Origin of the sequence: Burkholderia sp. AU28863, assembly GCF_002223195.1 — a bacterium.
GTDB lineage: Bacteria > Pseudomonadota > Gammaproteobacteria > Burkholderiales > Burkholderiaceae > Burkholderia > Burkholderia sola.
The window spans coordinates 1,528,385-1,548,612 of sequence record NZ_NKFE01000003.1; the positions used below are offsets into that span (position 1 = coordinate 1,528,385).

General features: G+C 66.2%; 25 protein-coding genes. 11 read left to right on the forward strand and 14 right to left on the reverse strand.

Annotation, left to right across the window (positions count from 1 at the left end; translation table 11 throughout):
- Positions 1–208 precede the first annotated feature (208 nt).
- The 3 genes from CFB81_RS09445 to CFB81_RS09455 all read left to right on the forward strand — a co-directional run bounded on the left by CFB81_RS09445 (position 209) and on the right by CFB81_RS09455 (position 2,044).
- Complete coding sequence (locus tag CFB81_RS09445; protein WP_011549641.1) at positions 209–499, forward strand: PsiF family protein; 291 nt, start codon at positions 209–211, stop codon at positions 497–499.
- A gap of 259 nt (positions 500–758) precedes the next feature.
- Positions 759–1,208, forward strand: coding sequence for a membrane protein (locus CFB81_RS09450; protein ID WP_012328676.1), 450 nt, complete (start codon positions 759–761; stop codon positions 1,206–1,208).
- A 248-nt stretch (positions 1,209–1,456) separates the two neighbouring features.
- Positions 1,457–2,044 (forward strand): YSC84-related protein, encoded by a 588-nt coding sequence (locus CFB81_RS09455; protein ID WP_050013250.1) that lies wholly within the window; start codon positions 1,457–1,459, stop codon positions 2,042–2,044.
- 123 nt (positions 2,045–2,167) lie between these two features.
- Here CFB81_RS09455 and CFB81_RS09460 read toward each other — a convergent pair whose 3' ends face one another.
- From CFB81_RS09460 to mltG, 9 genes are all read right to left on the reverse strand, one after another.
- Positions 2,168–3,232: a glycosyltransferase family 4 protein gene (locus CFB81_RS09460; protein WP_089435146.1), complete on the reverse strand. Its 1,065-nt coding sequence runs from the start codon at positions 3,230–3,232 to the stop codon at positions 2,168–2,170.
- A gap of 300 nt (positions 3,233–3,532) precedes the next feature.
- A complete protein-coding gene (locus tag CFB81_RS09465) occupies positions 3,533–4,708 on the reverse strand; it encodes an AAA family ATPase (RefSeq protein WP_089435147.1) in 1,176 nt (391 codons plus the stop codon).
- A gap of 42 nt (positions 4,709–4,750) precedes the next feature.
- A complete protein-coding gene (locus CFB81_RS09470; protein WP_089435148.1) occupies positions 4,751–5,923 on the reverse strand; it encodes a mechanosensitive ion channel family protein in 1,173 nt (390 codons plus the stop codon).
- 89 nt (positions 5,924–6,012) lie between these two features.
- Positions 6,013–6,369: a Rap1a/Tai family immunity protein gene (locus tag CFB81_RS09475; protein ID WP_006485939.1), complete on the reverse strand. Its 357-nt coding sequence runs from the start codon at positions 6,367–6,369 to the stop codon at positions 6,013–6,015.
- 122 nt (positions 6,370–6,491) lie between these two features.
- Positions 6,492–7,202: an ankyrin repeat domain-containing protein gene (locus CFB81_RS09480; RefSeq protein WP_069617846.1), complete on the reverse strand. Its 711-nt coding sequence runs from the start codon at positions 7,200–7,202 to the stop codon at positions 6,492–6,494.
- 43 nt (positions 7,203–7,245) lie between these two features.
- Positions 7,246–8,025 carry a TatD family hydrolase gene (locus tag CFB81_RS09485; RefSeq protein ID WP_089435149.1) on the reverse strand — a complete coding sequence of 260 codons (780 nt, stop codon included), beginning with the start codon at positions 8,023–8,025 and terminating at the stop codon, positions 7,246–7,248.
- A gap of 141 nt (positions 8,026–8,166) precedes the next feature.
- Positions 8,167–9,195 carry a DNA polymerase III subunit delta' gene (locus CFB81_RS09490; RefSeq protein ID WP_089435150.1) on the reverse strand — a complete coding sequence of 343 codons (1,029 nt, stop codon included), beginning with the start codon at positions 9,193–9,195 and terminating at the stop codon, positions 8,167–8,169.
- A gap of 19 nt (positions 9,196–9,214) precedes the next feature.
- Positions 9,215–9,835 (reverse strand): dTMP kinase, encoded by a 621-nt coding sequence (tmk, locus tag CFB81_RS09495; RefSeq protein ID WP_006478605.1) that lies wholly within the window; start codon positions 9,833–9,835, stop codon positions 9,215–9,217.
- The gene (gene mltG / locus CFB81_RS09500) at positions 9,835–10,854 is read right to left on the reverse strand and encodes an endolytic transglycosylase MltG (RefSeq protein WP_069617843.1); all 1,020 of its coding nucleotides are present in this window, start codon (positions 10,852–10,854) and stop codon (positions 9,835–9,837) included. The genes tmk and mltG overlap by 1 nt, the downstream gene beginning before the upstream one ends.
- Positions 10,855–10,931: 77 nt before the next feature.
- Here mltG and CFB81_RS09505 point away from each other — a divergent pair, with 77 nt between their 5' ends.
- Positions 10,932–11,966, forward strand: a complete 1,035-nt coding sequence (locus tag CFB81_RS09505; protein WP_089435151.1) for a folate-binding protein YgfZ — start codon at positions 10,932–10,934, stop codon at positions 11,964–11,966.
- A gap of 76 nt (positions 11,967–12,042) precedes the next feature.
- Positions 12,043–12,888, forward strand: coding sequence for an NRDE family protein (locus tag CFB81_RS09510; RefSeq protein ID WP_089435152.1), 846 nt, complete (start codon positions 12,043–12,045; stop codon positions 12,886–12,888).
- 16 nt (positions 12,889–12,904) lie between these two features.
- On the opposite strand, the gene CFB81_RS09515 is transcribed toward CFB81_RS09510, so the two are convergent.
- The 4 genes from CFB81_RS09515 to CFB81_RS09530 all read right to left on the reverse strand — a co-directional run bounded on the left by CFB81_RS09515 (position 12,905) and on the right by CFB81_RS09530 (position 15,302).
- Positions 12,905–13,351 (reverse strand): GNAT family N-acetyltransferase, encoded by a 447-nt coding sequence (locus CFB81_RS09515; protein WP_069617878.1) that lies wholly within the window; start codon positions 13,349–13,351, stop codon positions 12,905–12,907.
- A 39-nt stretch (positions 13,352–13,390) separates the two neighbouring features.
- The gene (locus CFB81_RS09520) at positions 13,391–14,350 is read right to left on the reverse strand and encodes an alpha/beta hydrolase (protein ID WP_089435153.1); all 960 of its coding nucleotides are present in this window, start codon (positions 14,348–14,350) and stop codon (positions 13,391–13,393) included.
- 161 nt (positions 14,351–14,511) lie between these two features.
- The gene (locus CFB81_RS09525) at positions 14,512–14,991 is read right to left on the reverse strand and encodes a PaaI family thioesterase (RefSeq protein WP_089435154.1); all 480 of its coding nucleotides are present in this window, start codon (positions 14,989–14,991) and stop codon (positions 14,512–14,514) included.
- Positions 14,988–15,302 carry a Dabb family protein gene (locus CFB81_RS09530; RefSeq protein WP_012328683.1) on the reverse strand — a complete coding sequence of 105 codons (315 nt, stop codon included), beginning with the start codon at positions 15,300–15,302 and terminating at the stop codon, positions 14,988–14,990. Before CFB81_RS09530 ends, CFB81_RS09525 begins: the two co-directional genes overlap by 4 nt.
- A 196-nt stretch (positions 15,303–15,498) precedes the next feature.
- Here CFB81_RS09530 and CFB81_RS36865 point away from each other — a divergent pair, with 196 nt between their 5' ends.
- The gene (locus CFB81_RS36865) at positions 15,499–15,681 is read left to right on the forward strand and encodes an Arm DNA-binding domain-containing protein (protein ID WP_373452646.1); all 183 of its coding nucleotides are present in this window, start codon (positions 15,499–15,501) and stop codon (positions 15,679–15,681) included.
- 646 nt (positions 15,682–16,327) lie between these two features.
- Here CFB81_RS36865 and CFB81_RS36485 read toward each other — a convergent pair.
- Positions 16,328–16,615 carry a hypothetical protein gene (locus CFB81_RS36485; protein WP_084044171.1) on the reverse strand — a complete coding sequence of 96 codons (288 nt, stop codon included), beginning with the start codon at positions 16,613–16,615 and terminating at the stop codon, positions 16,328–16,330.
- Between the two features lie 854 nt (positions 16,616–17,469).
- Between CFB81_RS36485 and CFB81_RS09545 the strand changes: the two genes are divergently transcribed.
- From CFB81_RS09545 to CFB81_RS09570, 5 genes are all read left to right on the forward strand, one after another.
- A complete protein-coding gene (locus tag CFB81_RS09545) occupies positions 17,470–17,787 on the forward strand; it encodes a hypothetical protein (RefSeq protein WP_069617876.1) in 318 nt (105 codons plus the stop codon).
- Between the two features lie 637 nt (positions 17,788–18,424).
- Complete coding sequence (locus CFB81_RS09550; protein ID WP_069617796.1) at positions 18,425–18,628, forward strand: cold-shock protein; 204 nt, start codon at positions 18,425–18,427, stop codon at positions 18,626–18,628.
- Positions 18,629–19,450: 822 nt separating this feature from the next.
- On the forward strand, positions 19,451–19,735 hold the full coding sequence (locus CFB81_RS09560; protein WP_089435361.1) for a hypothetical protein: 285 nt from the start codon (positions 19,451–19,453) through the stop codon (positions 19,733–19,735).
- A gap of 33 nt (positions 19,736–19,768) precedes the next feature.
- Complete coding sequence (gene rpsU, locus CFB81_RS09565) at positions 19,769–19,891, forward strand: 30S ribosomal protein S21 (RefSeq protein ID WP_084044170.1); 123 nt, start codon at positions 19,769–19,771, stop codon at positions 19,889–19,891.
- A gap of 54 nt (positions 19,892–19,945) precedes the next feature.
- A complete protein-coding gene (locus CFB81_RS09570; protein WP_069617794.1) occupies positions 19,946–20,152 on the forward strand; it encodes a hypothetical protein in 207 nt (68 codons plus the stop codon).
- Positions 20,153–20,228 lie beyond the last annotated feature (76 nt).

A 20,228-nucleotide genomic window follows, 5' to 3' on the forward strand; every position in this document is an offset into this window, starting at 1 on the left:
CCGCCCCGCATCATGGTTTGTCCCGACCTGCCGGCCGCGTGCGCCGTCAACGGGCATGGCGTCCGCAACGTTATAGAAAGTGCCGTTCTGGTGTTTTCACCTTGATTTGCCATAATCGGAACGTGTGGTGCGATGTGGCCCTGTCCTCATCGCGTCGTGCTTCATGACGGCGTCGATCACACGCAATTCACCCCATGGGAGTGTCGAAATGAAAATCCAATCGCTCGTAGCCGCAGTGCTTCTCGGCGGCATGCTGGCTTCCCCCGCATTCGCGGCGAACAGCCAGCAGGACAAGATGAAGGCCTGTAACACGCAGGCAGCCGGCAAGACGGGCGACGAACGCAAGGCGTTCATGAAGGACTGCCTGTCGGCGAAGCCCGCGAAGGCGATGACGCAGCAGGAAAAGATGAAGGCGTGCAACACGCAGGCCACCGGCAAGAAGGGCGACGATCGCAAGGCGTTCATGAAGAGCTGCCTGAGCAACCAGCCGGCCGCCTGAATTCCGGCGCTCCCGTCTCGGATGCCGCGCCCCGCTTCGGCGGGCGCGGCATTTTTCGTTTTCGTTGCACGCGCATCGACCGACGCATTCCTGCCCTTCCCACCCCGTTTTTCCGGTCCGCCGCCGCGGCGGCGCCACATGGTGCGGCAATTCGCCGCGTTTTCTTCTATGATGGCTGCAACGCGGCCCACCCAAGACCAAGAAGCGCCATCGGGCCGCCCTCGAGACAGACGCGCACGCGCGTCAAACGGAGGCTTGGATGGCATGGAGACAACACCGCTGGTTCCGCCGCTGGCTGATCGTGATCGTGTTCTGGGCGGTGCCCGTCGCGATCATCGCCGTGCGCGAGATCCGCGAGGAAATGGCGTACAACAAGGCGGACCTGCAGCTTGCGCTGACCACCTGGCAGCTCACCGACGCGCAGCAGGCCGCCGGCGCCGCCGCGAAGTGCCACGGGGATCCTGACGAAGCGCGCGCGGCCGGCTGCCCGGCCGACGTGCTCGCCGCCAACGCGCCGCGCCAGCAGGCGGCCCGCGACGAATACGTGGTGCGCCGCAATACGCTCGCCGGTTACCTGTGGCATGCGTTCGTCGGCTACTGGGTCGTCCCGGCCGCGTTCCTGTTCGCATGCGGCGTCGTGATCGCGCTGATCCGCCGCGCGCTGCGCCGCCCGCCGATCAAGCCGCCCGTTCCGCCCGTCACGCACTGACACCGACGCACACTGCAAGCGCCGCCGCTCTCCGCTCGCGTTCGCCGCGCGCGTTCGCCGCACGCCGACCCCGCGCCGGGCGCGCGTTGGCGCCGCTTCGTCCGTTGGCGCGCCGCGACACCCCCGCGCGATTTGACGCTTTTTCACACGGCAACGAAAAGAGGCCCTAATCCGCTGTGATATAACTGCCGACGTGATCCGCTCCTTGAGCGAGACTCACTCCGAACATCATCCGATGGAGAACAACGATGCAAAAACGGACTCTTGTGCTCAAAGCCGCCGCCGCGCTGATCGTCGGTAGCCTCGCGCTCACCGGTTGCACCACCACCCCGGACAAGCCGGACAACGCCGCGACCAACGCGTCCAAACGCCAGTCGATCGATGCGAGCGTCGACGCCACGCTGTCGCGCATGTACTCCACCGTCAAGGGTTCGCGCGAGCTCGTCGCGAAATCGCGCGGCGTGCTGGTCTTCCCCGAAGTGCTCCAGGCAGGCTTCATCGTCGGCGCCCAGTCCGGCAACGGCGCGCTGCGCGTCGGCGGCAGCACCGTCGGCTACTACAACACGTCGTCGCTGTCGGTCGGCCTGCAGGCCGGCGCGCAGTCGAAGGCGGTCGTGTTCCTGTTCATGACGCAGCAGGCGCTCGACGAATTCCGCAACTCGGACGGCTGGGCAGCCGGCGCCGGCGCATCGGTCGCACTCGTGAAGATGGGCGCGAACGGTGCGGTCGACTCCAACACGGCCACGGCGCCGATCCAGGTCGTCGTGCTGACCAACGCCGGTCTGATGGGCGATGTGTCGATCAACGGCACGAAGGTCACGAAGCTCAAGATCTGACGTCGACGCACTGCCGGCGCGCATTGCGCGCGGGGCATGCGCAAACGGCGATGTCCTTGCGGGCATCGCCGTTTTTTTATCCGCCGGCGCCGCGCGCCACGTCGGTCAGGTTGGCCAGGCCGATCAGGTCGTCGAGTCGATCACCTTGAAGCGCGAGCGTTTCTGCGCGCGGATCACGGACTGGTACACGTCGACGTACTGCTGCGCCATCCGGCGCGACGTGAAGCGCTCCTCGAAACGCTGCCGCACGCGCGCACGCGGCAGCAGGTGCAGCCGGTTCACGGCGGCCACCGCGCTGATTTCATCCTCGACGATGAAACCCGAGACGCCCTCGTCCACCACTTCGGGCACCGCGCCGCGGTTGAACGCGATCACCGGCGTGCCGCACGACATCGCCTCGATCATCACCAGGCCGAACGGCTCCGGCCAGTCGATCGGAAACAGCAGCGCATGCGCGCCCGACAGGAATTCGGCCTTCTCGTGATCGGCGATCTCGCCGATGTATTCGACGTGCGGCAACGCGAAGAGCGGCTTGATCTCGCGCTCGAAGTATTCCTGGTCGGCCGTGTCGATCTTCGCGGCGATCCGGATCGGCAGCCCGCACTGGCGGGCAATGCGGATCGCGGTGTCGACGCGTTTTTCCGGCGAGATGCGGCCGAGGAACGCGAGATAGCGCGGCTCGACGGGCTGCGGCATGTACAGCGTATCGGGCAGCCCGTGATAGACGGTCGTCAGCCATTTCGCCTGCGGCAACGGCTGGCGCTGCGAATTGGAAATCGAGATCACCGGCGCCGTGTTGAACGTGTCGAACACCGGTTGCTGCTCGGGCAGGTCGAGCCGGCCGTGCAGCGTCGTCACGTAAGGCGTTTCCTGCCGGTTGAAGACCGAGAACGAGTAATAGTCCATGTGGAAATGGAGCACGTCGAAATCCTTCGCGCGGCGCGCGACCGTCTCCATCAGCAGCATGTGCGGCGCGACGCGGTCGCGGATCGACGAATCGAGCCGCAGCGCGCGCGGCCACACGGGCTCGAGTTTCGCCCGCGTCGTCGAATCCCCGCTCGCGAACAGCGTCACGTCGTGGCCGAGCTCGACGAGCGCCTCGGTGATGTAGGACACGACGCGCTCCGTGCCGCCGTACAGCTTCGGCGGCACGGATTCGGTCAGCGGGGCGATCTGGGCAATTCTCATGGTCCACGTCTCCTGTGTCCTGTCCGTTACGGCCCGGCCGGGCCGCACTCGCGCGCCGTTCCCTGTCCCTGCCGTACCGGCCGGCGTGGCGCCAGCCGGATATCTCATTATTATTCGCGATCCCGGGAAGCGGAACCGCAGGTCTTGCATTTTTTGGGGGTTGTTACAGACCGGATACATTCGACCGATCGGCCCCGGGCCGCTTCCCCGCGGGCCCGACCGGGGCCGACCGGGGCCGACCGGGGCCGATCCGGCGCCGCCGGACGCCGGATCCCGCCCCCCCAGCACGCGATCGGCCTGTCAACGCGACGGCCACTTCCACGCCGGCAGGTCGCGCGAATCGGCATCGACGAGCGCGGTCGCGCCGAGTTGCTTGTCGAGCACCAGCGATTCGCAGCCGGCCTCGCGCTCGAGCGTCGCGATGAGCCTCGCCGCGTGCGACACGACCAGCACCTGCGAGTGCCGGGCCGCCTGCGCGATCAGGCGGCCGAGCGCCGGCAGGAGATCGGGATGCAGGCTCGTCTCCGGCTCGTTCAGCACCATCAGCGCGGGCGGCCGTGGCGTCAGCAGCGCAGCCGCGAGCAGCAGGTACCGCAACGTGCCGTCGGACAGCTCGGCCGCCGCCAGCGGCCGCAGCAGCCCCGGCTGGCGCATCAGCACGTCGAAGCGGCCGCGGCCGCCCGGATTGTCGATCTCGACCGACGCGCCGGGAAACGCGTCGTCGATCGCCGCGTCGAGCGCCGCCGCGTCGCCGATTTCGCGGATCGTCTGCAGCGCGGCGGCCAGATCGGCCCCGTCATCGGCGAGCACCGGCGTATGGGTGCCGATCTGCGACTGGCGCGCCGGCGCCTGCGCATCGGTCCGGAAATGGTCGTAGAAGCGCCACGAACGGATCCGTTCGCGCATCGCGATCATCTCGGGCGCGCCGGTCGGGTCGGCGAATTCGGTCATCATGCTGTCGAAGCTCGCGACCGGCTGTGGAATCGTCTGCCAGTCGCCCGATGCAGTGCGCGCACGGATCTGCGCGCCCTGCCGGTCGACCAGCAGCGTGGACGGGCGCGGCACCGCGCCGCCCCAGATGCATTCGCGCTTGATCACCGGATCGAGCGCGAACTGCGAATGGCTCGGCAGCGGCAGGCCGAGATCGATCGAATAGCCGAAATCGTCGCACGCGAAGCCGAGCTTCAGGCTCACCGGGCCACTGCGCACGGTGCCCGTCACCGGCGCCTCGCCGGCCAGCATCGCGCGCGAAAAGCGCTCGGGGCCGGCCCACAACGTCGACGGCAAGCCGCCCTCGCGCGCGAGCGACGGGATCACGCGACCCTGCGCGGTATCGGCGAGCAGCCGCAGCGCGCGGTACACGCTCGACTTGCCGCTGCCGTTCGGCCCCGTGACGACGTTGAGCGCCGCGAGCGGCACGATCAGCTCGCGCAGCGAGCGGTAATTGGCGATGGCGAGCGTCTTCAGCGCGGTCATGGGAATGGGAAACGGGGAATCGCAGCAGGCGCCGGGCCGCGCTCAGCGGCCGTCGACAGCCTGCGGATCGGCTGCGGTGTTGGCCGCCGTGCTGGCGGCAGGCGACCGCGCATGCGGCCGTTCGGGATTCGGCGCGTCCGGCGCCGATTCGTGCGGATACAGTTCCATCCGGCTGCGCGGCAGGCATTGCGGATAGCGGTTCTGCAAATAGGAGATCAGCCCTTCGCGCACGCGGCAGCGCAAATCCCAGCACGACGACGAATCGGCCGCGCTGACGAGTGCGCGCAGCTGCATCGTGCGCTCCGTCGCGTCGGTCACCTGCAGCACCTGCACGCGGCCGTCCCATTCGGGCGCGGCATGGACGAGCCGCGCGAGTTCCTCGCGCAGCGGCGCGAGCGGCGTGCGGTAGTCGACCGACAGATAGACGGTGCCGATGATTTCCGCGCTGCTGCGCGTCCAGTTCGTGAACGGGTTCTCGATGATCCACTGCAGCGGCACGACGAGACGCCGCTGGTCCCACAGCCGCACCGATACGAACGAGCCGGTGATTTCCTCGATGCGCCCCCACTCGCCCTGGATCACGACCACGTCGTCGAGCCGGATCGGCTGCGTGAGCGCGATCTGCAAGCCCGCGATCAGGTTGCCGAGCACCGGTCGCGCAGCGATACCGGCGACCAGCCCGGCCACACCGGCCGACGCCAGCAGGCTCGCGCCGATCTGGCGTACGTTCGGAAACGTCATCAGCGCGGCGCCGGTGCCGATGATCACGATCAGCACCATCACGGTCCGCACGAGCACCTTGGCCTGCGTATGGACGCGCCGCGCCTGGAGGTTGTCGGCCGTATCGATCGGATGGGCCTGGATGATCGCGTCGCCGACGCCGGCCGCGAGCCGCACGAGCAGCCACGTGAGCGACACGATCGAGCCGACCGCGGCCGCGGTGCGCATGCCGCGCACGAACGACATGCCGTCGTCCGCCTGGACCCAGAGGAACTCGAGCGCCAGCAGCGCCAGCACGACGAGCGACGGTTTGTCGATGTAGCGCAGGATCGCGCTCATCAGCGGATACGGCTGCGCGATGCGCTTCACGATGCGTGCGCCGAGGCGGTGCACGACCGTGACGACCAGTATGACGATGACCGACACGCCCAGCGTGCCGAGCCACGAATGCAACGGCGCATCGGCGATGCGCTGCAGTTCCTCGATTGAAATCATCGGCGCCCTCGAGTGATGAAGCGCACAGGCTTCGTCCTGGATGCGTCGGCGACGTCCGGGCCACGCACGCGCCCGGACACGGCGTCAGATCAGTTTCCGCTCCTGCAGGGAAACGCCTTGCCGAGACCGAGCGACACCGCGGTGCTCGCGTTGTAGTCGGCCAGCTTCGGATTTTCCGCGATGTACTTGCGCACCGCGTCCGTCATCTGTTGCGCCCGGATGTCGGGCGGCAGGCAGAAGTACTGGCCGACGCGCGGCCCCGTGGTGCCGCCGATCGCATCGATCGTGTTATAGACGCCGTCGGCGGCGCCTTCGATATAGGCCGCGCACGACGCCCGCGACTTGACGTCCGTCTTCGCGCACAGCCGGTCGAGATCCGCGCCCGTGAAAGCCGCCGCCGACAACGGCACGGCAAACGCCGCGGCACAAAACATTGCGCGCAACATGGTGTTCCTTCTTATGTCAATGCGGCCGGAGACCGCCTGCTGCCTTGGCCGGTGCGGCGCCGGATGCCCTGCTCCGGCCGGAAAGCCGGCCGGGCGGACACGCGCCGCCGCACCAAAAACCGTTATTTTGCACTCTTTTGAGCATCTGCCGGCGTCGCCGCACCGATACGCGTCGTCCGCTTGCTCAGAATCTCGATCGCGTCCGGCGCGTTGTAGTGCTTCGCGAACTCGAGCGCGGTGATGCCGAGCTGGTTCTTCACCTGCGGATCGGCGCCCTGGTCGAGCAGCAGCGTGACCGTCGACGCATGGTTGCCGCGCGCGGCCATCATCAGCGGCGTCGTGCCGTTCGGCGAGGCGGTGTCGATGTACGCGTCGTGGTCGAGCAGCACCTTGACGACCGCGTCCTGGCCGTTGGTCGCCGCGTAGTGCAGCGGCGCCCAGCCCTTCTTGCTCACTTCCGCGCCCTTGTCGATCAGCAGCTTGACGAGGCCGAGGTCGCCGTTCAGCGACGCGAGCATCAGCGCGTTTTCACCGGCCTTGTCTTCCTTCTCGAGATCGACGTTCGGCGTCGTGGCGATCGCCGCCGCGACCTTGTCGGACTTCTCGCGTGCGGCGATCACGAGGATCGGGTCGCCGTTCGGCGCGATCGTGTTCGGGTCGAGCTTGCCGCTCTTGAGCTGCTTGCCGATATCGGCGATGTCGTCGAACTTGACGGCCTTGACGATCGCGTCAAGCGACTCGGCATGCGCGCCGGCGGCGGCGAACAGGCCGCTCGCGACGAATGCGGCTGCAACGAGTGCGCGTTTGGGCAGATGGTTGGTCGGCTTCGTCATTGTTGTGGGCTCCTTCCCTGGGTTGTCGGCTGCGCGCGCGTCGTTAGCGGGCGATCTTGAACAGCCGGAAAAAGTTCTGCGTCGTCGCATCGGCGAGCGTCTCGACGGCGATCCCGCGCTCCGATGCGATAAAGCGTCCGACATGGCTGACGTACGCAGGTTCATTCGGCTTGCCGCGATACGGCACCGGCGCGAGGTACGGCGAGTCGGTCTCGATCAGCAGCCGGTCGAGCGGCACGCGCCGCGCGACGTCCTGCACGTCGGTCGCGTTCTTGAAGGTGACGATGCCCGACAGCGAGATATGGAAGTTCTGCGCGAGCGCCTGCTCGGCGACCGGCCACGGCTCGGTGAAGCAGTGCATCACGCCGCCCGGCACGTCCGCGCGCTCCTCGGCCATGATGCGCAGCGTGTCTTCCGACGACGAACGCGTGTGGATGATCAGCGGCTTCATCGTCGCGGTCGCCGCGCGGATATGCGTGCGAAAGCGGTCGCGCTGCCATTCCATGTCGGCGATCGAGCGGCCTTCCAGACGGTAGTAGTCGAGGCCGGTTTCACCGATCGCGACGACCTTCGGATGCGCGGCCAGCTCGACCAGCTCCGCGAGCGTCGGCTCGCACGCGTCCTCGTGATCGGGATGCACGCCGACCGATGCGTACACGTTGTCGTGCGCTTCGGCGATCGCGAGCACGTCGGGCAGCGTCTCGAAATCGACCGACACGCACAGCGCGTGCGTGACGTCGTGCTCGCGCATGTTATCGAGAACGGCCGGCAGGCGGTCGGCCAGGCCCTTGAAATTGATGTGGCAGTGAGAGTCGACGAACATCGTGTTTCCTGAATACGTGAGACGGGCGCTCATGCGCCCGCCGGCATGCGGCACCGGGCGACGCAGGCGGGCCGGCCGGCCACGGTCGCGCCGCCGCGTGATCCGCTCATCGTTTCGCAACCCATCGGAAACAATATCGGATCAAGCAAACATTTCCCGATATCCGAGAAACAATTCCTCGAATACGAGCCGCGCGTTGAGCGGATGGTTCTCGACCGTCCGCTGCCGCGTCACGGCCTTCATGAAGCGCGCGAATGCATTCGCGTCGACCGCTTCCGCGCAGCGCGCCAGGGCAGCCGCGTGCGTCGGGAAGTAGCGCGGCGCGCCGGCCATCCGCTGCGCGAGCAAATCGTACAGCCAGCGCTGCAGCCAGCCGAGCACCAGCGGCACCGGCAGCTTCTGCAGCGCTTCACCGCAGGCGAACGGATCGCAGCCCGCGCCGGCGGCCAGTTGCCCCAGCGTGTAATCGCGCAGCGGGCGGTTCTCGTCGCTCGCGAGCGCCAGCGCGGCGAGCGGCGCGCCGCCGGCTTCGGCGAGCAGCGCGCTGGCGTGGTCCACGCCCTGCGCCGCGAGCCACGCGGCGGCGGCCTCCGGCGCCGGCACGGTCATCGGCCACTGCCGGCAGCGGCTGATGATCGTCGGCAACAGGCGGTCGATGCGCGCCGACACGAGCAGGAACACGACGCCCGGTGGCGGCTCCTCCAGCGTTTTCAGCAGCGCGTTCGACGCGGCGACATTGAGCGCCTCGGCCGGATACAGCACGACGACGCGCGCGCCGCCGCGGTGCGAACCGACCCCGCAGAAGTCGAGCAGCGCGCGCACCTGCTCGATCTTGATTTCCTTGCTCGGCGCCCGCGTCTTCTTGCCGCCTTCGTCCGCGTCGGCGGGCTTCGCATCGTCGGCCGCGCCCGGCGCCTCGCCCGCCAGCGCCTCGGGCAGCACGATCCGGTAGTCCGGATGGTTGCCCTGCGAGAACCAGTTGCAGGCCGCGCAGGTACCGCACGGCTCGCCGTTCGGCTGCGGCGATTCGCACAGGAAGCCCTGCGCGAGATGCTGCGCGAACTGCAGCTTGCCGATCCCGGCCTGACCGTGCAGCAACAGCGCATGCGGCCATTGCGCGCGCAGTTGCTGCAGGCGGTTCCAGTCGTCGGTTTGCCACGGATAGATCATGGGGTGCGTTCCTTGCGGGTTACAGCGCGGCGAGCACGCGTTCGAGCTGCTGGCGGATCTCCGGGATCGATCGTGTCGCGTCGACGATCGCGAAGCGGTGCGGCGCCTCTTCCGCGCGCCGCAGGTATTCGGCGCGCGTGCGCGAGAAGAACGCGTCGGACTCGCTTTCGAACTTGTCAGGCATGCGCGCGGCGCCGCGACGCTCGCTCGCGACCTGCGGCGCGACGTCGAACAGCACCGTGAGGTCCGGCTGGAAACCGCCCTGCACCCAGCGCTCGAGCGTCTCGAGCTTGTCGCGCGGCAGCCCGCGGCCGCCGCCCTGGTAAGCGAACGTCGCGTCGGTGAAGCGATCCGACACGACCCAGTCGCCGCGCGCGAGCGCCGGCTCGATCACGAGCGCGAGGTGCTCGCGACGCGCGGCGAACATCAGCAGCGCTTCCGTCTCGAGATCCATCGGCTGGTTCAGCAGGATCTCGCGCAGTTTCTCGCCGAGCTGCGTGCCGCCCGGCTCGCGGGTCACGACGACCTGCCGGCCGGCCGCGGCCAGCCGGCCCTGGAGGCGTTCGCAGAACCATTGCAGGTGGGTGGTCTTCCCCGCCCCGTCGATGCCTTCGAACGTGATGAATTTACCGCTCGCCATTATTGACCTCGTATGTACTTGTCCACGGCCTTGTTGTGGTCGCCGAGCGTGTCCGAGAACACGCTCGTGCCGTCGCCCTTCGCGACGAAATAGAGCGCGCTCGTCGGCGCCGGATTGATCGCCGCCTGCAGCGCGGCGACACCCGGCAACGCGATCGGCGTGGGCGGCAGCCCGCGTCGGGTGTAGGTATTGTAGGGAGTGTCGGCCTGCAGGTCGCGCTTGCGCAGACGGCCGTCGTACGCATCGCCGAGCCCGTAGATCACCGACGGATCGGTCTGCAGCGGCATGCCGATGCGCAGCCGGTTCGCGAACACGGCCGCGACGAACGCGCGGTCGGCCGCGTGGCCCGTTTCCTTCTCGACGATCGACGCAATCGTCAGCATTTCGTAAGGCGTCTTGTACGGCAGCCCCGGCGTGCGCGCGGCCCATGCCTCGTCGATGCGCGTCTGCATCAGGCGGTACGCGCGCCGGTAGATGTTCAGGTCGCTCGTGCCCTTGTCGAACAGGTAGGTATCGGGGAAGAACAGCCCCTCGCCGCTGCCGCGCTGCACCGCGCTCTCCGATGCGCCGATCGCGCGCAGCAGCTCGGCGTCGCTCATGCCGGCCGTCGCGTGCGCGAGATCGGGGTTCGCGTCGAGCTCCGCGCGCATCCGCTTGAAGGTCCAGCCCTCGATGACCGTCGCGACGTACTCGTTCACGTCGCCGCGCGCGATCTTCTGCAGCACGTCGTAAGGCGTGATGCCGGTCTTGAATTCGTAGTTGCCCGATTTGAGCCGGCTCGACAGCCCGAGCACGCGCGTCATCGCGACGAACGCGAACGGCTCGACCGGCACGCCGCCGCGCTTGAGCTGCAGCGCGACGCTCTTCACGCTGCTGCGCGGCTTGATCGTGACGTCGAGCGATGCCGCGCCCAGCAACAGCGGCCGGGTCGCCCAGTAATACCCGCCGCCCGCGCCGGCAGCGGCCACAACGACGGCCAGCGCCACGATCGTCGCGGCGCATTTCTTCAGTAGGGACATGGAAACGTGACTCAGGTAAGACCCATATAATACTTGCTCGCCTCCGTCAAAGTCAGGGTTGACTGTTCCCTCATTCCATGAGCACACCGTTCGCTTCACCGGCTGCCCAGGCCGCATCTGCCTCGCTCCCCGTTTTCCCCCGCCCGTCCGCCGCCGATTTCGACGCGCCGGGCGCCTGCATGCCGCTGCCGCAGTTCGGCGTGATCGACGTGGCCGGCGGCGACGCCGCGACGTTCCTGCACAGCCAGCTCACCAACGACATCGAGCACCTCGATGCCGGCAGCGCGCGGCTGTCCGGGTACTGCTCGCCGAAGGGCCGCCTGCTCGCGTCGTTCCTCACGTGGCGCGCCGGCCACGACGTGCGCCTGCTCGTGTCGAAGGACGTGCAGCCGGCCGTGCAGAAGCGGCTGTCGATGTTCGTGCTGCGCGCGAAGGCGAAGCTGACCGACGCCAGCGACGCGCTCGCGGTGGCCGGCTTCGCGGGCGACGTGCGCGACGCGCTGTCGGGCATCTTCGATGCGCTGCCCGACGGCGTGCACGTGAAGGTCGACGGCCCGGCCGGCGCGCTGATCCGCGTGCCCGATGCGGCCGGCCGCAAGCGCTATCTGTGGATCGGCCCGCGCGCCGAGGTCGACGCGCGCCTCGCCGCGCTGGCCGGCACGCTGCCCGTCGTGTCGCCTGCCGTGTGGGACTGGCTCGACGTTCGCGCGGGCGAGCCGCGCATCACGCAGCCGGCCGTCGAACAGTTCGTCCCGCAAATGGTCAACTTCGACGTGATCGGTGCCGTTAACTTCAGGAAAGGGTGCTACCCGGGCCAGGAAGTGGTGGCGCGCAGCCAGTACCGCGGCACGATCAAGCGCCGCACCGCGCTCGCGCACGTCGCCGGCGAGACCGATACCGTGCATGCCGGCGTCGAGCTGTTCCACAGCGACGACCCGGGCCAGCCGTGCGGAATGGTCGTCAACGCGGCGGCCGCGCCGGCGGGCGGCGTCGACGCGCTCGTCGAGATCAAGCTCGCCGCGCTCGACAGCGGCACGGTGCACCTCGGTTCGGCCGACGGCCCGGCGCTCGCGTTCGACGCGCTGCCGTACGCGTGGCCGACCGAAGCGTGATGCACTGACAACCCGTTCGCGCGCCGGCTCGCGAGTCGCAGCCGGCGCGCGACGTTTCCTGCGAGAGATTCGCCCGATGTGTCTGATTGCCTTCGACTGGCAGCCCGATGCCGCCGCCGGTCCCGTCTTTACCCTCGCCGCCAATCGCGACGAGTTCTTTCGCCGGACCAGCGCGCCGCTCTCTTGGTGGGAAGACGTGCCGGGCGTACTGGCCGGCCGCGATCTCGAAGCAGGCGGCACGTGGCTCGGCGTCTCGCGCGACGGCCGCTTCGCCGCGCTGACCAACTACCGCGCGCCGTTCGACATCCGCGCGGGCGCGCCGACCCGCGGCAAGCTGGTCTCCGACTTTCTCGGCGGCTCGCCTGTCGCGCCGCTCGACTATCTCGCGCAGCTTGCCGAGCATGCGGCCGTGTACAACGGCTTCAACCTGCTCGTCGGCGACTGGCGCCGGCGCGAACTCGCGTGGTTCTGCAACCGCGCGCCCGAAGGCGAAAGCCGTGTCGCCGCGCCCGTCGCGATCGCGCCGGGCGTGCATGCGCTGTCGAATGCGCGGCTCGATACGCCCTGGCCGAAAGTGGTGCGCAAGCGCGCGGAACTCGGCACGCTGCTCACCGACAACCCGACCCCGTCGCTCGACGAACTGATCGCGCTGATGCGCGACCCGCACGTCGCGGACGACGACGCGCTGCCGCACACGGGCATTCCGATCGAGCGCGAACGCGCGCTGTCGGCCGCGTTCATCGAGACGCCCGAATACGGCACGCGCGGCACGACCGCGCTGCGCGTCACGATGAAGGAAGGCGTGCGGCTGACGGTCGAGGTCAAGGAACGCAGCGACGACGACGGCTCGCACCGCACCGTCCGCCCCGGCGCATTCGAGCGCACGTTCACGTTCGATATCGACGCGGCGCGGCCGCGCTGAGCGCACACGTGGCGCGCTACGGCGCGCGCGCCATCTCGACGTGCGGGACGCCGGCTTCGACGAACGGTTCGCCGACCGCCGCAAAGCCGTGCCGCAGATAGAACGACACCGCCGAATCCTGCGCGTACAGCCGCACGACTGCTTCGCCGCGGCGCCGCGCGGCGTCCAGCAGCGCATTCAGCACTGCCGACCCGACACCCTGCCCGCGCATGTCGGCCAGCACCGCGACGCGGCCGATCGTGCCGGACGGCAACAGCCGCCCCGTCGCGACCGCGCGGCGCAGCCCGGTCGCCGCGTCGGTCCGGTACGCGACCGCATGCAGCGACAGCGGATCGTCGTCGTCGAGTTCCCATTCCGGCGGAATCTGCTGCTCGCGCACGAACACCGCGTCGCGAATCCGCGCGGCGTCACCGCCCAGCACCGTCCAGTCGCCCGTTTCCACCCTGCCCACGCCGTTCGTCATCGCCATCCTCCCGCGGCGCGCGCCTTCCGGCGCCCGCCGTCAAACCTCGTCGAATGCGGCCTTAAGCGCCGCGACCGCATCGGCATGCGCGACCCGCACCTCCGGCACGTAGCCGCCCATCTTGAAGAATTCGTGGATCATTCCCGGATAGCAGACCAGCGTGACCGCGTTGCCGGCCGCACGCAACTTGTCCGCGTACGCGGCGCCCTCGTCGCTCAGCGGATCGTATTCGGCCGTCGCGATCCACGCCGGCGCGACGCCCGCGAACGACGGCGCATCGCGCGTGCCGTCGAGCGGCGCGAAACGCCAGTCGTCGCGATCCGCCCGATCGCGCACGTATTGCGTGAAAAACCACTGGATCGTGTCCTGCGTCAGCAGGTGGCCGCTGGCGAGTCGCGCGTGCGACTCGGTGTCCTGGTCACGTGTCACGCCCGGATAGATCAGAAGCTGCAGCGCAAGACGAATGCCCGCGTCGCGCGCGAGCACCGCGCAGACCGTCGCGAGCGTTCCGCCCGCGCTGTCGCCGCCGACAGCCAGCCGCGCGGCGTCGATGCCGAACGCGGCTGCCTCGCGATGCAGCCATTGCAGCGCGTCGTCCGCGTCGTTCACCGCGGTCGGAAATTTGTGCTCGGGCGCGAGCCGGTAGGCGACCGACAGCACCGCGCACTGCGCATCGTGCGCGAACATCCGGCACAGCGCATCGTGCGTGTCGACGCTGCCGACCGTGAAGCCGCCGCCGTGGTAGTACACGAGCGCGGGCAGCGGCTCCGCCAGGCTCGGCGCGACCGGCAGATACAGCCGCGCGCCGATCGTGCGGCCGTCGCGCGTCGGCACCACGCATTCCTCCACCGAATGCATCGGCGCCGGCGCGACGTCGAGGATCGGCGCGCTCTTCTCGTACGCGGCGCGCGCCTGCTGCGGCGTCTGGTGGTGATACGACGGACGTTTCGCGCGCTCGATCATGTCGAGCACCTGGGCGATCTTCGGATTCAGCGGCATCGGAGTGGACGGCGCCGGCGGGGCGCCGTGAACGGACAAGCGTGACATGATGCCACGCGGGGGCCGGACACGCGGCGCGCCGCGCCGTGTGCCGGCATTCCATGCCGCCAAACGAAACGGCCCTGCCGCATCGAAGAGACAGGGCCGCGCGTGGCGGATGCTTACGCGTCGCTCGGGCCGGGATGGGCGTCCGGCGCCGTGCGCGAGCGTTGCCGCTTGATGTCGCGGCCGACCGCAAGCCGCCGCATGTACTTGAACGTGCCGAGCGCCTTCGCGACGAAATTGCCGTCGCTGTCGCGCACTTCGCCTTCGCAGTAGGCCATCGTCGTCGAGCGGTGCATCACGCGCCCGTAAGCGCGCAGCTCGCCGCGGCCCGGCTGCATGAAGTTCACCTTCATCTCGACCGTGACGACGCCGACGCCGTCGTCGGTCAGGCTGCGCGCCGCCATCGCGAGCGCGATATCGGCGAGCGTCATCGTCACGCCGCCGTGCGCGATGCTCCACGTGTTCATGTGGCGCTCCTCGAGCGGCAGCACGATCTCGCTCGCACCATCCTTCGCGGACACGAGCTGCACGCCGAGCAGATCGACGAACGGGCTTTCGATCGACGGGCCTTCCGTCGGGGTTGCCGCGTCGCTCATCGTGCGACGTCGACGATGTAGTCGACGCACTCGCGCGATTCGGCCACCGCGACGACGAATTTCTTCACTTCCTGGTGAACCGGATGCACCTGGTACGCGTCGAGCGCCGCCTTGTCGGTGAAATCGGAGACGAGCACGATGTCGGCGGTCGCGTCGAGGCCGGGCGTCGCCAGGCCGACGTCGATCTGCAGGGTGCCCGGCACGAGGTCGCGGCAGCCTTCGAGCTTTTCCTTCAGCTTCAGCGCGTTCTGCGCGCGCGTGGCGCCTTCCGCGGATTCTTTCAACTTCCACATGACGATATGTCTGATCACTTCGGTTGCTCCTGTTCGTGTTGGTTCGGCGATTCGCGTGGAACCCTTGCCAGTCGGGCATCTTACGCCCGCCCGCCGCTCGACTCTCCGTTCGCTCGAGATCTCGTCCGGTCGAAAAAACGGGTAATAAAGGGCATCAATTGAAATCTTCACGGAAGATAGCCGCTTTCTCACCGTATCACTCGCCGACGTCAAAATCCGACGAGCGAAGGCAGGCGACAAGCCTACCAAACTTACCGACGGCAATGGACGGTATCTGCTGGTGAAGCCGTCCGGCTTCAAGCTCTGGCGTTACAAATACAGGATTGCCGGGAAGGAAAACCTCTTCCCGATTAGCGAATATCCCACGATCAGCCTTCAAGACGCGCGCTGCGCGTGACGATGCCCACGAACTCGTCAAGAAGGGACCGCACCAGTCACATGCTCGGCACGAATTGCTGTCGGCACGTATCAACGAAGGCAAAGCCACTTTTCGCGGAGTCAGCGACGCGTGGCTGATGCAAGCGTGGGCAAATTGGCTCGACGACGTCGAGCGAGAAGCACTCCAACCCCAAGACGGCGGCGCAGCAGATGTCCCCCTGTTGGTGACCGATGCAGCAGTACCTGCGCCATCTGACAAGGCCCGGCGCACAAACCTACGCCAAAACCTGCGCTCGTGCTTTTTGGGGATAGGCCGTTATCGACACTTCCGTCATTCGACTTCGACAGGTTTGATGTCCGGCATTGACAAACCAAAGGTGGGCCAGGAATGGAGGCAAGCATCGTTCGCGACCGTAATAGGCGCGCCGAGGTACCCGCGAACGAACACAGGAGATGGTGTGCCTCGCAACGCGAAACACTGCGCTCAGCGTTGAGCACACCTGGATGACCGCGCGCAGCGCGAGACGATGCGAGATTCCATCCAGGTTGACTTGCACGGCCGATACCATCGCAAAGGTCCTTGCGGCTCCTTTCCCAAAAACGACCGTGAAACAGGCAAAGGGACAGTTGCGATGGTCAATTGCTCTGGCGCCACTGCTGCGCTTTCATAAGTCGGCGACTGAAGCCCCGCCCACCTTCCCGTCGACGATGTCCTTACCTTGTTGCCGTGCTGCGCGTCTCGCAACTCCAAAGTCGGAGAACGTGTGGGGCTGGTTCAGCCGGAAAATACGACTACCGGGGGAGCTTGCTATCGAGGCCGGACGACATATGCGCACCGCAATGTCATACCCTTCGGCATAACGGGAATGTCTGTCAAAGCGAATAAACGTACGGGAAAATACAAGAGGATGAAGTTCGAACCCCTTGTAGAGAAGAAGCGGATATGTCGGCATGTTGATTACTCCACAAGGGGAGGCCCACTATACACGGAACGGGTAGCAGGGTGACCGAGATTCTTCGAATTGCATCGTCCGAAGCGCCAGCCCGCGCATCTCGATACTGGTCTACAAGCGAATCGCTGCCGACCCATTACGACGGCCGCCAGCCAGCGAATCCGGCACACGCATGGTTCAGGGCGGTGACAGCTCCGCTCGCGCCCCCCCCTCTCGGCCGCACCTACTCCGGATGGCGTCGGAAACTGCTCCTGGTAAGCTAGACGATAGGCAGCTTCCGCCCTTATTTCAGCGGGCGCGATGTTCGGTCTCTAGAGTGCCCATGGCCGCATGCCGACGCTAGCGCTACCGACCGATCTCGACATGATGCAGCGACATTGCATCTACACTCCTGGTCACGGCCGAAATAAAATGGCTGCCCCCTCCGGCGAGGCGCGTATGATGGCCTCATGCGGGCCGCATGTGCAAATCGATGGCTCCTCCCTCCAGCTTGGGCCTCCCGCGGTTGTGCACGGTATTTTCCGTCTCTTCAGTCCGCCACGTCGTGCGGCATACGTCCCTCGGAACCGGCTCCTGCGCAGCCCGTTCAAGTGAACCCTAGTGCTCTCGCTGGGCATCAATTCAAATTGCAGGTCTCGATCAAAAGGCGGCGAAGATGAGTTGGCACTGCAGCGTGGAACGCGAATTGGTACATATCAGACGAGCGATCAGACTCCTTGAAAAAAACGCAGCAGGCCTTCATCAACAGATTGTCTATAAGCAATCCTTTGTATTGGAGAATCAAGCTCGCCCCTCTTCACGCGCAATCCGGGAGGCAGGTACAGCAAGCCGACTTCACGATTCGGAGCAACATCATGATTGACGCCAGCCCAAGCAACACGTTTCGACACCTCCCGCTCTCGAGCGAACAAGACGCGGAAATTCGGCATTACATAAAGAGGAAGGAGCAAAGGGGCGACCAATGGGATACCCAAGAACTGGCCATGATGCTCGAAGACATGCTGTCTCCTCCGCCAAGCGACGACGAGGAGCCGGAGCCGACCGTTGAAGCAACGAAACTAGCCTGCGAGTTCGCTTTGGCATCGATCAACGAAGCCATGGAATCTGTTTCCGCAAGCGAAGAGCGGCTTGCCGCGGTGGAAGCCGAGGAAATGAAACATTTGAGAGGATAGGGGTTTGCCTGCGCCCACATGTCATGTCCACGACTTGTCGATTACACACGGCCAGCATCGTGGATACCCCAGTGGGTACGGCGTTGGTGTATTCAAGAGCCGGGCCTGTGCGCGGCAACCTACGCTCCCGCCGGGTTGCCCCCTCTCGCGGCCAATGAGAGGTGGTCGACCCCCACGGGGACCACTGGTAAATTCAGGTTACCCAATCAATTTTTCGCAGTCACACGAGCACGCACCCTACAGCGGTATCAGCAACTGTCACTCGAATGATGCAGCAGTACCTGCTCTTTATCTGACAAGCCCGGCGTACAAACCTACGCTTGTGCTTTTGCGGATGGGCGGGTGCCGGTCCCGAACAGCCGGTCGCAGACGAAACAACAGGGATGGCTCCCTAAGAGCAAGCAGTCACGTCGGTGAGCAGTCGCCGACCGAATTTCAGTCACTTGCTCTGCCGCGTTCAAAAGCGCTTGACACATTTCTTGACGACGCGTACTGTCGGCCGCTGAAGTATTCAAGAAGCGCGATTGCTGCTCATCATCGACCGCAGCCTGCGGTATTCGTTGTCCTCTCCCTCCTTGATTTCTTTTTCCTCGTTCATTCGGGGCACATGCGCTCGTTTATTTTCAGGAGATCTAACATGGATACCGGTACCGTCAAGTGGTTCAACGACAGCAAAGGCTTCGGTTTCATCACCCCCGACAAAGGCGGCGATGATCTGTTCGCCCACTTCTCGGAAATCCGCAGCGACGGCTTCAAGACCCTCGCGGAAGGTCAGAAAGTCAGCTACGAAACGAAGAGCGGCCCCAAAGGCCTGCAGGCCTCGAACATTACCCCGCTGTAATCGCCGAACCCTCAGCCCATCGACGGAGCGGCACATCGCGGCCGCTTCACGTGCCAAACCCGGCGTCGCATGGGCGACTCGACGCAGGCCCGGCATGGCCGTCCGATTTGCATCAGGCCATCGCTTCCGGGCGTGTGCCTATACCCCAATGTCGCACGCCGCGCGCATGTTAGGCCGCACCAGCGCGATCGCACACATAGCGCTCACCGATCCAAGCGAGTGGCGCAGCAGGAGAACCCCCATGACCCGAAGCTGGCCTCGCAGTAACAAGGCGCCTCCCCGTGCCAAGCAAGCCATGATCCTGCCAAAGCTGGGCACCGCATTAAACTGGGTGCCACCCAAGCCTCTCTCCGTCACGAAATCACATTCAAAGAAACGCTCGCTTGCTCCACAATAACGCTCGCGGGTCCGGATGGCGTCGTCGAGGAAGTGCATCCAGACAGCAACTTCTGCGTGACACTAGAAAACGGCACGACAGTCGCCGCATGCGCATGGGGTGCATGCGCCGGCCCGAACGCCGGCCAGACAGGCGACAACGCCCCCTCATCTAGCAAGCCGTTCCCACACCTTCCGCTCATGTGTGGTGCGCCTTTGTGCCACTCCCGAATAAATTGAACGCAAAGCAAGCGATGCGCGTATGATGGGCTCATCCGAGCGACCAGTCGTCCTCTGACGTTCGCCCCTCCAGCCTTCCGCTTGCTGCATCGCCCCTCCTTCGCGCTGCAACGTTGTCCCCTTCACCCATCGGCCCCCCATAACGGGAATACTGGCCGGATGTGTTCGCCCATGCGACTCGTCGTGGCCGAACGCCAGGAGTTCGTCATGAGCATGCATGTCTATCGTGGATTCGAGATTTATCCACTCATTTATCCTCACGTGCCGGCGCTGAACGGCTGCCCGCATAACTACGACGCCGGATTCGACGCGGCGGTCAAGATTTGCCTGCGCGGCACCACCGATACGCTGACGCAGAGCCAGACCTTCAGATTGGGCGACGCATCGCCATTCGACAACGCCGGCGACGCGCGTCGAGCGTCGGTGCGCTATGCCGAGAACATCATCGATGACAATCGACGCAGTCAGGCGTTCTTTTCCAGCGCACGCTGAGGCCACGCGCCAACGCAACGCAATTTGTTGTGCATGCGGCGATTTCGGCGCGGCATTGAGAAAACAAGGCTGATTCGCGAGTTGCGCAGCCGCACGAGCTACGAGAAGCCGACGACGGAACGCAAGCGGAAAAAGGCCGGCGCCGTTGTCAGATAGCGCCGGCGCGCGAAGCACATGTTGCCGCCTCGCAAGATGTACTAGGGGACCATCGTGTTCAATATGCCGGCCGATGTTCCTCCGTTTTTCCCGCTGACAAAATGCGAAGTAGATTTCGATCAAAAGAAGGAAATGGTGACACTCCTGCCGAGCTTCTATGCGTTCGGATATGAGTACACTGGCCGTGGCCTCCTGATTGGTCGGGACGATGCATTCAGGTTGATTGCGGCAATAGAGAAGGCGCTCAGTACCCGGGGATGATACGGGTGCCGAAGCATTCGCGAGTATCGACAACAAGACGACGACCATCATGCGCTTCGCGACCAGATACGTGGAT

Excerpts from the sequence above, each read along its gene's own strand:
- tmk (WP_006478605.1), bottom strand. The coding sequence starts at position 9,835 with ATGGCGAGCGGTAAATTCATCACGTTCGAAGGCATCGACGGGGCGGGG.
- CFB81_RS09460 (WP_089435146.1), bottom strand. The coding sequence starts at position 3,232 with ATGAGAATTGCCCAGATCGCCCCGCTGACCGAATCCGTGCCGCCGAAG.
- CFB81_RS09490 (WP_089435150.1), bottom strand. The coding sequence starts at position 9,195 with ATGATCTATCCGTGGCAAACCGACGACTGGAACCGCCTGCAGCAACTG.
- CFB81_RS09550 (WP_069617796.1), top strand. The coding sequence starts at position 18,425 with ATGGATACCGGTACCGTCAAGTGGTTCAACGACAGCAAAGGCTTCGGT.
- CFB81_RS09520 (WP_089435153.1), bottom strand. The coding sequence starts at position 14,350 with ATGCCGCTGAATCCGAAGATCGCCCAGGTGCTCGACATGATCGAGCGC.
- CFB81_RS09545 (WP_069617876.1), top strand. The coding sequence starts at position 17,470 with ATGATTGACGCCAGCCCAAGCAACACGTTTCGACACCTCCCGCTCTCG.
- CFB81_RS09475 (WP_006485939.1), bottom strand. The coding sequence starts at position 6,369 with ATGTTGCGCGCAATGTTTTGTGCCGCGGCGTTTGCCGTGCCGTTGTCG.
- CFB81_RS09470 (WP_089435148.1), bottom strand. The coding sequence starts at position 5,923 with ATGATTTCAATCGAGGAACTGCAGCGCATCGCCGATGCGCCGTTGCAT.
- CFB81_RS09485 (WP_089435149.1), bottom strand. The coding sequence starts at position 8,025 with ATGTTCGTCGACTCTCACTGCCACATCAATTTCAAGGGCCTGGCCGAC.
- CFB81_RS09465 (WP_089435147.1), bottom strand. The coding sequence starts at position 4,708 with ATGACCGCGCTGAAGACGCTCGCCATCGCCAATTACCGCTCGCTGCGC.
- CFB81_RS36485 (WP_084044171.1), bottom strand. The coding sequence starts at position 16,615 with ATGCCGACATATCCGCTTCTTCTCTACAAGGGGTTCGAACTTCATCCT.
- CFB81_RS09450 (WP_012328676.1), top strand. The coding sequence starts at position 759 with ATGGCATGGAGACAACACCGCTGGTTCCGCCGCTGGCTGATCGTGATC.
- CFB81_RS09455 (WP_050013250.1), top strand. The coding sequence starts at position 1,457 with ATGCAAAAACGGACTCTTGTGCTCAAAGCCGCCGCCGCGCTGATCGTC.
- CFB81_RS09560 (WP_089435361.1), top strand. The coding sequence starts at position 19,451 with ATGAGCATGCATGTCTATCGTGGATTCGAGATTTATCCACTCATTTAT.
- CFB81_RS09480 (WP_069617846.1), bottom strand. The coding sequence starts at position 7,202 with ATGACGAAGCCGACCAACCATCTGCCCAAACGCGCACTCGTTGCAGCC.
- CFB81_RS09510 (WP_089435152.1), top strand. The coding sequence starts at position 12,043 with ATGTGTCTGATTGCCTTCGACTGGCAGCCCGATGCCGCCGCCGGTCCC.
- CFB81_RS09525 (WP_089435154.1), bottom strand. The coding sequence starts at position 14,991 with ATGAGCGACGCGGCAACCCCGACGGAAGGCCCGTCGATCGAAAGCCCG.
- CFB81_RS09505 (WP_089435151.1), top strand. The coding sequence starts at position 10,932 with ATGAGCACACCGTTCGCTTCACCGGCTGCCCAGGCCGCATCTGCCTCG.
- mltG (WP_069617843.1), bottom strand. The coding sequence starts at position 10,854 with ATGTCCCTACTGAAGAAATGCGCCGCGACGATCGTGGCGCTGGCCGTC.
- CFB81_RS09445 (WP_011549641.1), top strand. The coding sequence starts at position 209 with ATGAAAATCCAATCGCTCGTAGCCGCAGTGCTTCTCGGCGGCATGCTG.
- rpsU (WP_084044170.1), top strand. The coding sequence starts at position 19,769 with ATGCGGCGATTTCGGCGCGGCATTGAGAAAACAAGGCTGATTCGCGAG.
- CFB81_RS09515 (WP_069617878.1), bottom strand. The coding sequence starts at position 13,351 with ATGACGAACGGCGTGGGCAGGGTGGAAACGGGCGACTGGACGGTGCTG.